The sequence below is a fragment of the Paenibacillus sp. TSM33 genome (assembly GCF_056099025.1).
On record NZ_JBLZXB010000017.1, the window covers coordinates 957251 to 970441 of the forward strand.

Sequence of the window (13191 nt, forward strand, 5' to 3'; positions counted from 1 at the left end):
CAGCGGACATCGTGACCGAAAATAGATTAGGCGTTCCAGCTGTCCAGATAGACCTTTTGGTCTTCTGTTAATGTATCAATCTTGATTCCCAGACTATCAAGCTTGAATCGAGCCACTTGCTCATCAATTTCATAAGGTACATTAATCACAGCTTTACCCAGCTCGTTGTAACGATCATTCACATATTTCAAGCCAAGTGCCTGAAGAGCAAATGTCGTATCCATAATCTCTGCCGGATGACCGTCAGCGGCAGCTAGATTCACGAGACGCCCTTCTGCGAGCAAATACATTTTACGTCCATCTTTAAAGCGGTATTCCTCGATATTGCGACGCACCGTGCGAATGGATTCGGAGCGTTTGGCAAGCTCAGGCTTGCTAACCTCCACATCAAAATGCCCTGCGTTACACAGCACAGCTCCATCCTTCATAACATCAAAGTGTTCCCCTGTAATTACAGCTTTATTTCCAGTTACTGTAATGAAGAAGTCGCCCAGTTTAGCAGCTTCCACCATTGGCAATACATGAAAACCATCCATATGGGCTTCTACAGCCTTGATTGGATCAACTTCCGTGACAACCACGTTGGCTCCCAGCCCTTTCGCACGCATTGCAACCCCCTTGCCGCACCATCCATAACCCACCACAACCACTGTACTTCCTGCCACAACCAGATTAGTCGTACGAATAATACCGTCAAAAGCTGACTGGCCCGTACCATAGCGGTTGTCGAACAAATATTTACAGTATGCATCATTTACAGCCACCATCGGAAAGTGAAGCTGTCCTTCTTTTTCCAAGGCTTTCAAACGAATAATCCCTGTAGTGGTCTCCTCTGCTCCTCCACGAATCGTAGAAATCAGATCAGGCCGTTCAGATTGCAACAGAGTAACCAGGTCACCACCATCATCTATAATGAGATCTGGCTTAGTTTCCAGTGCCTTGATTTGCAAATTCTTGAATTCCTCTGGATCTGGATTGTATTTAGCTAATACCGTAACGCCATCTTCAACTAATGCGGCGCAAACATCATCTTGTGTTGACAAAGGGTTACTACCCGTAATGGTGACCTGTGCTCCACCTGCTTGTACCACTTTAGCCAGATAAGCCGTTTTGGCCTCCAGATGTAAACAAATCGTTACCTTCAGACCAGCAAAAGGCTGCTCTTGCTCGAATTGTTGACGTATACGGTTCAATACCGGCATATGGGCTTCTACCCAATCAATTTTCAAATGACCTTCAGGGGCCAAGTTAAGATCGTGAATAATGCTATTTTGCAGAGAATGGGAAGTCATACGTTATTGCCTCCTAAATATTAGTTAAATTCGTTTATGATCATTATACATAAATCACACGATGCGTTCCCGACAGATCCAATGGTACGTTCATAATCATATTCATCAGGTCGAGACCATAACGATTCAGAAAATGATAGATCGTATATGCACGCTCCTGCGGCTGTCCAAATGGGAAAAGCGACCATTCGATATGGTCCCAATGCCGAAGTGCTGTTCCGTTTTGCCGAAGCAGCGCTTCCTCCACCTTTGCCTCCAGATAGGCGATCTGCCCCAGAATTTTCTCGCAGTTGGTTTTTCCGAGCTGTAGCAAACCTTTTTCTATCATTCCTGTCTGCTGTATAAGCGGTTTATACATACGGACAAAAGCATCCTTAGCCTCGGAAAACTGATCCTGCATTCCAAGCTGATCTTGAGTGGCGATCCATTGCTTTTTTCGTTCCTCAAGCCCGTCTCTAACTTGACCAAAAGTTAGTTCGTACTTAAGCATATGCTTTTCCACGCCCGGCTCCAGTAATGTAAAAGACATACGGGGCAGCAGTATCGGCATCTGCATCCCGAGCACTCCGAAAGCATCTCGTGTAATTGCCCAGTAGGCAATTTCTCCTAGACCCAGCACAGACCCCAGTACCGGGAACAGCGAATCCTGCATGAGCGGACGAGTTAGTACATTGTTACTAAACCGTTCGGGGTGTCTATCTATCTCTTCAAGCAGTTCATCCGCTGTAAATGCCACCAAACCGCGTCGATCTGTGAATAATCCACCTTTTTTGAAAAGCAGTAGGCGTTCCTCTTCATGAATGTAAAAAAGGTTCGCACCACCTTCATGCACATCTGCTTGTAAATGATAACCATAGTTCACGATCCGCGTAGCAGTTGTCCTGTACGCTGTCTCCAACTCATCATTGTGCTGAACCAACTGTCTAAAAACGGATGCCTCTAGCTTGCGCAGCAAAGGATCTGCAGAATCCATGAGCACCAATCCATAGGTACCAAACAAACGGCCCATCAGCTTGGCAAAGGCATCACTTAGTCCATATGACTCTGTCAAACCTTGCTCAATCATGCGCATAATATCGGTCTTATGCTCTGAATCTGGCAAGCATTGCTCTATATCCACCATCGCTTGCTTCCATTCAACCGTATCCACTTTAATAGCACTAACTGAAGAACGACGTTCAGGCTGCTTATTCAGCTTGATTTTAACTGCTTGCGGGTCTTTTGCCATTACATATGTATGATTGACCTCGTCCCAATCATGATCTTCACCAGCAATCCAGAAGACCGGAATAACCGGACGTCCAAGCCGTTCCTCAGCTTCTCTAGCTGCTTTAATAATCGTAGCGGCTTTGTAAATGACCAGCATCGGACCTGTGAACAGTCCGCTTTGCTGCCCGCCAACGACTACTAAAGCATCTGGATTTTCCAAACGGTCCAGAGAAGTATGAACCGCCTCATGCGAATTGTGTTGCTCATTGTATATACGAAGACATGCTACGACATCCTTACGGTTTAATCGCAGATGCTCCGTCTTATCCAGCCACTTCGCCCGTTGGGCATAAGCATCGGCGTGCAGAATATCATATTCATACAAATCGCTTGCGCGCCCTGTACCCTGTATGTAGTCTTCTGCCAAAGCCGACCCTCCGCGAAGCGTTTCCGGAACTATTTTCATGGGTCTGCCTCCTGTCTCCACCAAAACCTTACTGCTTGATTGTACCGAAAGCCCATGTCCACGTCAAAGCTTCCTACAAAAAAACCGCCGAATAACTCGGCGGTTGGTGTATAGAACAAAATCAAGCGTAAGGTTCAGCTACAAAATGCCCTTTGGACACTTCGATAAGCGTGGCATTTTCCAGGTTATAAGCCCCTGCCTTATTATCGGACGCATTATGAATCGGTCCGCCTTGATCGTCAGGCATAATAATTCGCTTTTTGTTGGCTTCGACTTCCGGGTCAGGAAGTGGAATCGCCGACAAAAGCATTTTCGTATACGGATGAATCGGATTGGCATATAATTCAGAGCTTTCAGCAAGCTCCACCATTCTGCCTCTATACATTACAGCTACCCGATCACTGATGTGCTTGACCATCGACAGATCATGCGCAATGAACAGGTACGTCAGGCCAAGGCGTTCTTGAAGCTCTTTCAACAAGTTGACAACTTGAGCCTGAATAGATACGTCAAGCGCTGAAATCGGCTCATCACAAATGATGAACTTAGGATTAACAGCCAATGCACGGGCAATACCGATCCGCTGACGTTGGCCACCAGAAAACTCATGCGGATAGCGCGTTGCATGGTCAGGGTTCAAACCAACCAGATCGAGTAACTCCTCAATCCGTTTCTTACGTTCTGCACGGCTACCAGCCATATTGTGAATATCCAGTGCCTCACCAATAATATCAGACACGGTAAAACGCGGGTTCAATGATGCATACGGATCTTGAAAGATCATCTGCATATCACGACGCATTGCTTTCATTTTACCCGGCGATAATTTGTAAATATCTGTGCCGTTAAAACGTACGCTACCTGCAGTAGGCTCATATAACCGCAAAATAGTACGACCCGCTGTAGATTTACCACAACCGGATTCGCCAACCATACCCAGCGTTTCACCCTCACGAATGTAGAAATTCAGGTTATCCACCGCTTTGAGTACACGGTTTTTGCCAACATTAAAATACTTTTTAAGACCTTCAACCTCAATTAAATTGTTGCTACTCACCATGATCTCACCTCCTATTTCTTCAACTTCGGATCAAGCGCATCACGCAAGCCGTCGCCAAAAAGGTTGAACGCAAGCATAATCAAACTGATCAAACCTGCTGGGAAAAGCATCCGCCACGGATAATACATCCACCCGGTCAGAGCTGATTCAATCATTGAACCCAGCGACGCCTGAGGAGCCTGTACCCCTAATCCAAGGAAGCTCAGGAATGCCTCGGAGAAAATAGCACTTGGAACCGTCAAGGTCAATGTGACGATGATTGGTCCTACCGCGTTAGGCAACAAGTGACGGAACAACAAGCGGCCTGCACCAGCTCCCATTGAACGGGAAGCAAGTACGAATTCTCGGTTTTTAAGTTGCAGCATTTCACCACGTACAATCCACGACATGTTAATCCACCCGGTTACACAGAGCGCGATAATAATGGTGGTGATACTTGGCTCCAATACAACCAGCAACAGGATTGTAACAAGCAAATAAGGAATGGAATACAAGATTTCAGAAAATTTATTCATGATTTCATCAACGCGGCCACCAAAGTAACCCATAATTCCACCATAAATTACACCAATCATCAAGTCAATCATTGCAGCAGCCAAACCAATAATCAATGAAATCCGAGCGCCCATCCAAGTACGTACAAACATATCACGCCCCAGATCATCTGTTCCGAACCAATGTTCCGCCGATGGAGGAAGATTGGTGCTCAACAAATCATTCGTGCGGTCATCGTATGGCGACAGCATCGGACCAATAATTGAAGCAAGCACAATGAGAACCAAAACGCTTAGGCTCGTCATTGCCAATTTATTTTTACGAAGACGCTCCCAAGCATCTCGCCAAGCGGATAAGCTTTCACGCTGAATAACTTCAGACTGCTTTTCATCCGCTCCGACCCTCTGGAAATCTTCCGGTTTCACCTGAAGTTTATCCAAGTTCACAGCATTATCTTTAACAGACATAAAGTTATCCCTCCTTCCCGCCAGTAAGCTTAATCCGCGGATCAATAAATCCATATGCAATATCCGTAATAAAACGTGCCACCATCAACAAAATACCGTAAAAAATAGTAACTCCCATAATCATCGTATAATCACGGGTTGTAATACTATCTACGAACACCTTACCGATACCGCCAATCCCGAAGATTCGTTCAATAACAACCGAACCCGTTATAATATTGGCTGTCATTGGTCCTACATAGGTAACAACTGGCAAAATGGCATTACGTATAACGTGTTTGAACATAATTGTAATGGATTTCAAACCTTTAGCCTTGGCAGTCTTAATGTAATCCGCATGAAGCACTTCCAGCATACTGGAACGCGTTAGTCGAGCGATAAACGCAATTGGTGAAGCAGATAGAGCTGCAACGGGCAAGAAGTAATCCATCGGGCCTTCAAAGCCCATAACATTAAACCAGCCTAACTGTTGAGCAAAGAAAAATTGAATTAACGATGCCAAAACGAAGCTGGGAACCGCAATCCCCATGATAGCTAATACCATAGCGACGTTATCTATGAGCCTACGATGATACAAAGCTGCCAGCATTCCTAGCAAGATACCGACAATTATCGACACGATTATGGCAACAAAACCGAGTTTGAGGGAAACCGTAAACGTTTGTCCGATAATGTCAGTTACACTTTGATTCAGTTTTTTCATAGAGATACCAAAATCACCTGAAGCAATATCACCTAAGTATTTAAAATATTGGACATATACAGGCTTATCCAGCCCATATTGCTCCATTAACCGGGCTTGAATCTCAGGAGAAGTCGCTTTTTCACTCATGAAGGGGTTACCCGGAATTGCTTTCATGAGAAAAAACGTCGCAGAGATCAGAATGAACAAAGACAGCAACATATAGAAAAATTTACTGATCAAATAACGCGTCATTGCCCGTTTACACCCCCCATAAATTATTTTCGACACCATTCGATTTTATCGAAATAGAATTGGACTGTCCAATCTACTTATTTGCATGGTTACATGATGATGGAAAAGACTAGGACACACAAAAAAAACGGGATATATATGGTTCAATCCACATATATATCCCGAAGTAACTATCAAACTTCAGAATTAAGCTTCAGTTACTGTGTAATATACGCTCTTGTGAAATCAATTGCTCCACTAAAGTCAAGCGCGATGTCTTTTACATTCTGTTTCGTTAAAGAAACATTTGAATAGTAATAGATCGGAAGCATTACCATATCATCTTGAACCAAAATTTTCTCTGCTTTCGCAAAATCTTCCATGCGTTTAGCTGGATCAGTTTCTGTTTTGGCAGCTTTAATCAATTCATCATACGCAGGGTTAGCATAACCTGAGTTGTTGTTACCATTGCCTGTTGTCCACATATCCAGGAATGTCATCGGATCATTATAGTCAGCAGACCAACCACCACGAGCGATTTGGAAATTCAGCTTGTTACGTGTTTGGATAAATACGCCCCACTCTTGGTTTTGTGTTTTAACATCTACACCAAGATTTTTCTTCCACATATCAGCTACTGCCAAAGCAATCTTTTGGTGACTTTCACTGGAGTTGTACAGCATAGTTATTGTAGGAAGCGTAGTGATGCCTTCTTCTTTCATACCTTCTTGAAGCAATTTTTTCGCTTCAGTGAAATCTTCTTTGAAGAAATCATCTTTATGTTCACTACGGAATTCTTGAGAAACTCCTTTGATACCTGGAGGTACAAAGCCATAAGCAGGAATTTGACCACCCATTGTTACACGTTCAACGATCGGTTGGCGTTGAATAGCCATCGCAAACGCTTTACGGATTTTAGCATTGTTAAATGGTTTTTCTGTTACATTAAACAGATAGTAGTACGTACTTGCAATTCCTTTAGCCTTAAATTCATTAGGCAATTCGTTTTTCACAGCCGTAATTTGGTCAGTAGGAATTTCACCCGTTGGCATACCTGAATAATCAAGTTGTCCACTTCTGTACGAAGCCAGTTCAGTTGCACCACTGTTTACAAGGGACATTGTGATTTTGCTCAACTTGATTTCGTCTTTACCCCAATAGTTTTCGTTCTTGGAAACTTCGATCTTTTGACCGCTATCCCAAGCCGTTAATGTGAAAGGTCCGTTAGTAATCATGCTATCTTTCTGAACTGCCCACTTGTCATTACCTTTAATAGAAGGGTTTACAGGATAGAAAGTGTAGAAAGAAGTCAATCCCAAGAAGTAAGGAGTTGGGTGTTCCAGTTCTACTTGCAATGTATGGTCATCAACAGCTTTGACACCTACATCTTTGAAGTCTGTAATTTTTGTTCCTTTATAAGATTTCGAAGTGCTCAGGTTGTAGCCCTCAGCATTTTTGATATAGTACAATTGGTAAGCATATGGAGGTGCAGGAGCCGTCGAAGGGTCCAATACCCGTTGCCAAGCGAATACGAAGTCACTTGCTTTGACTGGGTCGCCATTACTCCATTTTGCAGTATCACGAAGCTTGAACGTGTAGGTTTTGCCGTCATCGGAGATTTTCCAAGATTCAGCAACGCCAGGGATTTCTTTGCCGTCAGGACCCATACGTACGAGACCTTCATACAAAGTTTTCAGAACCGCGTTGGTTTGACTATCCTGAGCTTGTGCCGGATCGAAGGTTGGCGGCTCGGAAGAAAGGTTAACGCGCAAAATTTGCTTGTCGGCCGGGGCCGGCGTAGTCGAGGTGTTTTCTTGTGCGCCCTTACCATTGGTATCATTCTTGCCGCCGCAACCTGCGAGCAGTGCGCCAACTGCAAGAACGAGTGTCAAAAGGACTAAAAAGCTTTTCCTTTTCATCTAGCGTTTTCCCCCTAGTTCTAAAGTGGTATATGTTTATAGATTATACAACCAGCGGTCAAAAAAATCTACATTACATTTCTTCAAATTGAGCTTTTTTTTCAAAAAAACATGATTAATTCATATTTTTTCATCATTTCATGTCATATTTCATCACATAGAATTGAATATATTTTTAAATATACCAACAACAGTCAACAAAGTATACGCCAATGTCATCGCCATAAAAGTTAATCTCCAGACCGCTCTACATAATCTTTTACCATCAACCTTTCCTTTTATTCGGTTTTGAGCTCCTCCAATTAAACCCAATGCCAGTAACAAGAGCAGTAGAATCAAATAAAAACCGAATCGGGATGTAAATAGGACATTAAAGAGTGCTGCGACGGAAAATATCAGAAAAAAAGTGGTAATATCCATAGAAGTAAGCAATGATTTCTTCTTTTCCATTTTAAGAATGTAGCGACAAACCGCAAACACGATCAAAAACGGAAAAAAGGGAAGAATACTGAAAGTGATAATAGTACCTTGAATAAGACTCAACTGATCACCCCTCTTTTAGCCGCATTCCTTCAATTAATTGCCACAATACCTCATGAGTTGGCGCACTAATCCCAGCTCGCTTTGCCATCTGCACCAGTTGCCCGTTAATGGAAGCAACTTCGGTCACGGACTGTGCAAGTACATCAGCTAGCATTGACGAGTGATTCTCTGCCGTTGCCCGGCAAACATCCAGAATTTGATCCCACCATGCGCTTTCGCAGCGGATACCATTAGCTTCATACACTTGAATGCCTTCATCGTACAGCTTACGCATCATATGTATTCGAACAGGCTCCGATAGCAGCTCGCCATTCCGAACTCGCCATACGGCCGTTAGTGGATTGATCACAGCGTTAATTAACAACTTGCGATATATCCCTTTCTCGATTTCTTTCGACAAGCAAACGTCAAATCCTGCTGCAAGCAGCCGATTTAGCACATATTGTTTGAAATCAGTGTTGTGCCCTCCCTCTCCTTCCTCCGAATATCCAATTTCAGTCACGCCCGATCCTGCATGCACAATTGTTGCTACGCCTTGTTTCTTGGCTCCTTCGGTTGTCACAGCAGGATATACTATAGCTTTAGGCCACGCCTGCCTGATGCGTTCTATATGACCGATTCCATTCTGCAAACAAATAATCCCTGTACCTGTTTCCGTTTGAGCCACAGGCTGAATCTGTTCCAATACTTCTTCTATCGCCCCCTGTTTGGTCAAAAACATGATCCACCGTGCCGGAGCCTGTGAATTTAACCGTTGCCAATCTGCCAATGGCGCTACTTTTAATAGGTCCCCCGCCACATGAACAGCCACCTGCCCCTCCTTGTCAAGCACAGTAATCCCTTCACGAGCAATGACGCGTGCCTGTTCAAGTGTTCGTGTCCATAGCCTTACTGTAGCACCCGAGGCCGACAATCTCCCGGCAAACAGCAATCCCAGCGAACCCGCTCCAATAATATCAATCACTTTGTATCGTCTCGCTTCCATCTTTTTTTCTACTATATCATATGCACTCCAATGAAATAACAAAAAACGCCAACTACGACCAAGCGATAGTTGACGTTTTATTTAGATAGCTATTGTAATCTTGCTACTCAATGCGCTCCAGATTCCCATTAGCGTCCATTTTAAACCTGGATTTAAGCTCTTCCTCATCTTCAGTGATTAAAGCCAAACGCCGGGCACGGTCCATAATCTGAATCAGAGCTTTATAATCATCATTTACAACACGATAGTCGGTCTGTACATCATTCACTTCTTTGGACAGCCGGTCATTAATGGAGCGAAGCTGATTTAATTCTTCTTCCTTTTCCCGCAAATCTTTCTCCAGCATCTTAATCTGCCGATTAGTCTCCTGCACAGATCCCTTCCATTGACGCAAGAAGCGAATTACTGCATCAATAGATAACGTATCTTCACTCGTTCCATCTGTTCTGTATCCCCCTTCGACTGTATCGAGTGTGGCAAAGGCCGCTACCTGCGATACACCTACCGGGCTCTGCTTGCGAATATAACTACGCTTCTGGCGCTGTGCTTTGGCAATGCTAATCGCTTCATCGTAACGTTTGCGCACGCAGCTATTCCAACGAAAGCCGCATGCTGCAGAGGTTCTACCTATTTTTTGTCCAACTTCCTCAAACGCAGCGAGCTGCGTTCCACCTTCCCGGATATGCCGCAATGTCACCTCCGCCAATATCAAGTCATCTTCCGCACTCCATGCATCTTGTCTTATTGCAGTCATGCCTCTAGCCCTCCTAACAACATCCTGAAATAACCGTCTTCATGAACCGATCTTGCCGGTATTTGAATAGGGTATAAAAGCTGTTTATTCATTCCTATGCCTCTCGTAGAGTTCATAGAATCTATTTGATACTAAATTGTATTTCCATTTCTGCCAGAACTCATACGTGAAGTAAACAGTTTCGGGTTTCAAGCATGCTCTGACTGCTGTACAATAAAATGAATGGTTAAAGAATAAAAAAGGATCATATACATTACCATTAGTCTTTTTCTGGAATACATAAAAGGGGAAACTAAATGAATAAACGAATAAAAATCGCAATCTGCACCCTGCTGGCCCTCATTATGATGTTGACTTCCATATATGTACTTCCTACTTTGGCCGCTCCTTCTCCTGAAGAAAATCAAATTCTACAAGATAGTCTGTCAATCGTGGAGATCGACCATGAAATCGAGCGAATTAGTCAGGAGCAGCAGGCTCTTTTACAGCGTCAGCAGGAACTGCGTAGTAGTCTAGCTGATCAACAGGAGCAAATGAACCTACAACGTAAGCGTGCAGGTTCTGTGCTGCGATCTTACTATATGGGAGAAAGGGACAAGTTGCTGAGTGTAGTGCTAGGGGCTAAAAGTATAAAGCAACTGCTCTCTTTGTACGATTATTACTTATTATTAATTAGTCACGATCAGGATGTGCTTCAGGAATACGAATCCAATTATCAATTTATGCGCAAAACAGAGCAGCAAATCGCCCAAGCCACGACGAAATTGGAGGCGGTTAAAACAAACCTACTGGCGCAACGTAAACGGATTCTCCAACTCCAGTCGCGTGTAGATGACGGCGTTAACGCCAGCGATAACCCTGAAATCCTACGTAAGCTAATTGGCGAAATGACAGCTTATTGGGAGAATGTAGGCGTATACGAGGTAAATAAACACTTTAAAGCATTAGCTCAAGCGATGCAGGATTTACCCCAATTCATTCAACAACAGCAAGGTGCTATGATTACAAATGGAAAAATCATTACGATAAGCATTCGTGAAGAGGAATTTAATCGTTTTTTAAAGTCAGAGAATGAATTGTTTAATCGCTTCAACTTCTCCTTCGTGCAGGATCGGATTGTGGTAGAAGGTCAGCAAGGAACGATGAAATTGAGGGTAGAAGGTCACTATACGGTAGAGAATGAACCGAAAAATGCAATTCTATTTCATGTAGATCGACTGGTATTTAACGGACTGGAATTGCCGGACACGACTCGCAACAAGCTGGAAGAAGATTTTGATCTCGGCTTCTATCCACAGCAGCTTATTTCATATGTCAAAGCCACAGATGTACATGCTTTAAAAGGTATTCTTGAAGTTAAGCTCGAATTAAGCTTTAAGTAAGTTTACGCTCACCTACATTGTTCTGATTTTTGATATGAACAAAACAAAAGACCTCGGGATGATCCCGAGGTCTTCATTATTTGTAATTACAATCAGGAGTTATAACAGATCAGCTGCCAACTGCGCGAGCTTGGAGCGTTCTCCTTTTTCCAGCATAATATGCCCGCTAATCCCTTCTTGCTTAAACCGTTCCACCACATAGGTCAAGCCATTACTGGCTGCATCCAGGTAAGGGTGATCAATCTGTTCCGGATCTCCCATCAGAATGATTTTACTTCCCTCACCTACCCGAGACACAATCGTTTTGATCTCATGTCGAGATAAATTTTGCGCCTCATCGACAATAATAAATTGCCCAGGTATCGAACGTCCACGAATATAAGTGAGCGCCTCCACCTGAATACTGCCCAAGCCCATCAAAATTTTGTCGATATCGCCTGATTTTTTGGCATCAAACAGATATTCCAGATTGTCGTAGATTGGTTGCATCCAGGGGCGAAGCTTTTCTTCCTTTTCTCCCGGTAAATAACCGATATCCTTGCCCATAGGAACAACAGGTCGAGCAATTAACAATTTCTTAAATCGATGCTCATCCTCTACTTTAAGTAACCCCGCCGCCAGTGCCAGCAACGTTTTGCCTGTACCTGCTTTTCCAGTAATCGTCACAAGAGGAATATCATCATTAAGCAAAAGCTCCAAAGCCATCCGTTGCTGAGCATTACGCGCGCTGATTCCCCACACCGATTCGTTACTTAAGTACAAAGGTTCTAATCGCTCTGCCTCCTGATTTACTTTCAGCAGTGCTGATTTTCCAGTGCCCATTTCATCTTTCAAAATAACAAATTCATGTGGATACAGCGTATAAGGTAGTTTCAGTGGTTTGATTGGTAAAAAACGGTTAGAGTAAAATTCATCTATGATGGACGGATGCACCTGTATCGCCGAGTATCCGGGGTACAACTCACTTGGATCGCCTGTTCTATCGGATAGGTAGTCTTCAGTCAGCAGCCCCAATACATCTGCCTTGATTCTGACTAATACGTCTTTACTAACCAACACCACTGAACGCGGTTCAGATTGCTCCTGTTCTTCCAAATGATAATTTAAGGCGACTGCCAAAATCCGGTTGTCGTTCGAAACTTCCCCGAACATCTCCTGAACTTTCAAAAAACTCCGGTGGTTTAACTCAACCTTAAGCCTTCCACCCTGGGGAAGTGGAACGCCACTGTGAAGATGCCCCACTTCTCTCAACCCGTCCAACAATCGCGATACATTACGGGCATTCCGTCCAATCTCATCCGCGTTGCGTTTTTTGGAGTCGATTTCTTCCAGAACAACAGCTGGAATAACAACTTCATGTTCTTTGAAGGTAAAAATGGCTTTCGGATCATGCAGTAGCACATTCGTATCCAGCACAAAAATTTTCTTCATTAAATCCCCTCCAAAGCGGCGTGGACAATCTCATGTTTCATACCTATACCTATTCACCAGCTACCCAATACTTGCTGATTCCCTGAAAAAAGAACCCCAAAACAGCATAATGCAACGAAAAGTGTAGCTGAAGATAGCCTCAGAGCCTGTACATTTTTAAAATTAGACACAAAAGGCCCAGTGATTGCTCACTGGACCTAAACTGGTCTCACTTTAAATTTAGACATACCTCAACCCCCTTATGCTATATAAGAGCTTTATTCGCTGCGAGT

The 13191-nt window shown here is 43.7% G+C and carries 11 protein-coding genes; 1 reads left to right on the top strand and 10 read right to left on the bottom strand.

Annotated elements, in window-relative coordinates; all coding sequences use genetic code 11:
• Nucleotides 1–26: 26 nt before the first annotated feature.
• The 9 genes from ACN6NF_RS16200 to ACN6NF_RS16240 form a co-directional block, all read right to left on the bottom strand.
• Nucleotides 27–1292, bottom strand: a complete 1266-nt coding sequence (locus ACN6NF_RS16200) for an adenosylhomocysteinase (protein ID WP_017428137.1) — start codon at nucleotides 1290–1292, stop codon at nucleotides 27–29.
• A gap of 43 nt (nucleotides 1293–1335) precedes the next feature.
• Nucleotides 1336–2967, bottom strand: a complete 1632-nt coding sequence (gene bshC, locus ACN6NF_RS16205) for a bacillithiol biosynthesis cysteine-adding enzyme BshC (protein WP_474318591.1) — start codon at nucleotides 2965–2967, stop codon at nucleotides 1336–1338.
• A gap of 121 nt (nucleotides 2968–3088) precedes the next feature.
• Nucleotides 3089–4027 (bottom strand): ABC transporter ATP-binding protein, encoded by a 939-nt coding sequence (locus ACN6NF_RS16210; protein WP_016821552.1) that lies wholly within the window; start codon nucleotides 4025–4027, stop codon nucleotides 3089–3091.
• A gap of 11 nt (nucleotides 4028–4038) precedes the next feature.
• Nucleotides 4039–4989: an ABC transporter permease gene (locus ACN6NF_RS16215; RefSeq protein ID WP_016821553.1), complete on the bottom strand. Its 951-nt coding sequence runs from the start codon at nucleotides 4987–4989 to the stop codon at nucleotides 4039–4041.
• 4 nt (nucleotides 4990–4993) lie between these two features.
• The gene (locus ACN6NF_RS16220) at nucleotides 4994–5926 is read right to left on the bottom strand and encodes an ABC transporter permease (protein WP_016821554.1); all 933 of its coding nucleotides are present in this window, start codon (nucleotides 5924–5926) and stop codon (nucleotides 4994–4996) included.
• Between the two features lie 197 nt (nucleotides 5927–6123).
• The gene (locus ACN6NF_RS16225) at nucleotides 6124–7824 is read right to left on the bottom strand and encodes a peptide ABC transporter substrate-binding protein (protein ID WP_474318592.1); all 1701 of its coding nucleotides are present in this window, start codon (nucleotides 7822–7824) and stop codon (nucleotides 6124–6126) included.
• 153 nt (nucleotides 7825–7977) lie between these two features.
• A complete protein-coding gene (locus tag ACN6NF_RS16230; protein ID WP_013372105.1) occupies nucleotides 7978–8367 on the bottom strand; it encodes a DUF3397 domain-containing protein in 390 nt (129 codons plus the stop codon).
• A 4-nt stretch (nucleotides 8368–8371) separates the two neighbouring features.
• Entirely contained in the window at nucleotides 8372–9352 is a 981-nt protein-coding gene (locus ACN6NF_RS16235) for a ketopantoate reductase family protein (RefSeq protein WP_474318593.1), read from the bottom strand.
• Nucleotides 9353–9455: 103 nt separating this feature from the next.
• Nucleotides 9456–10106 carry an RsfA family transcriptional regulator gene (locus tag ACN6NF_RS16240; protein ID WP_016821557.1) on the bottom strand — a complete coding sequence of 217 codons (651 nt, stop codon included), beginning with the start codon at nucleotides 10104–10106 and terminating at the stop codon, nucleotides 9456–9458.
• 296 nt (nucleotides 10107–10402) lie between these two features.
• Here ACN6NF_RS16240 and ACN6NF_RS16245 point away from each other — a divergent pair, with 296 nt between their 5' ends.
• Nucleotides 10403–11488, top strand: coding sequence for a hypothetical protein (locus ACN6NF_RS16245; RefSeq protein WP_474318594.1), 1086 nt, complete (start codon nucleotides 10403–10405; stop codon nucleotides 11486–11488).
• A gap of 99 nt (nucleotides 11489–11587) precedes the next feature.
• Here the strand turns inward: ACN6NF_RS16245 and ACN6NF_RS16250 are convergent, their stop codons facing one another.
• Nucleotides 11588–12919: a PhoH family protein gene (locus ACN6NF_RS16250; RefSeq protein WP_474318595.1), complete on the bottom strand. Its 1332-nt coding sequence runs from the start codon at nucleotides 12917–12919 to the stop codon at nucleotides 11588–11590.
• Nucleotides 12920–13191: the final 272 nt, after the last annotated feature.

What these genes read in the sequence shown, in the direction of transcription:
- ACN6NF_RS16220 (WP_016821554.1), bottom strand. Translation starts at nt 5,926, where the DNA reads ATGACGCGTTATTTGATCAGTAAATTTTTCTATATGTTGCTGTCTTTG.
- ACN6NF_RS16225 (WP_474318592.1), bottom strand. Translation starts at nt 7,824, where the DNA reads ATGAAAAGGAAAAGCTTTTTAGTCCTTTTGACACTCGTTCTTGCAGTT.
- ACN6NF_RS16240 (WP_016821557.1), bottom strand. Translation starts at nt 10,106, where the DNA reads ATGACTGCAATAAGACAAGATGCATGGAGTGCGGAAGATGACTTGATA.
- ACN6NF_RS16245 (WP_474318594.1), top strand. Translation starts at nt 10,403, where the DNA reads ATGAATAAACGAATAAAAATCGCAATCTGCACCCTGCTGGCCCTCATT.
- ACN6NF_RS16210 (WP_016821552.1), bottom strand. Translation starts at nt 4,027, where the DNA reads ATGGTGAGTAGCAACAATTTAATTGAGGTTGAAGGTCTTAAAAAGTAT.
- ACN6NF_RS16215 (WP_016821553.1), bottom strand. Translation starts at nt 4,989, where the DNA reads ATGTCTGTTAAAGATAATGCTGTGAACTTGGATAAACTTCAGGTGAAA.
- ACN6NF_RS16250 (WP_474318595.1), bottom strand. Translation starts at nt 12,919, where the DNA reads ATGAAGAAAATTTTTGTGCTGGATACGAATGTGCTACTGCATGATCCG.
- bshC (WP_474318591.1), bottom strand. Translation starts at nt 2,967, where the DNA reads ATGAAAATAGTTCCGGAAACGCTTCGCGGAGGGTCGGCTTTGGCAGAA.
- ACN6NF_RS16200 (WP_017428137.1), bottom strand. Translation starts at nt 1,292, where the DNA reads ATGACTTCCCATTCTCTGCAAAATAGCATTATTCACGATCTTAACTTG.
- ACN6NF_RS16235 (WP_474318593.1), bottom strand. Translation starts at nt 9,352, where the DNA reads ATGGAAGCGAGACGATACAAAGTGATTGATATTATTGGAGCGGGTTCG.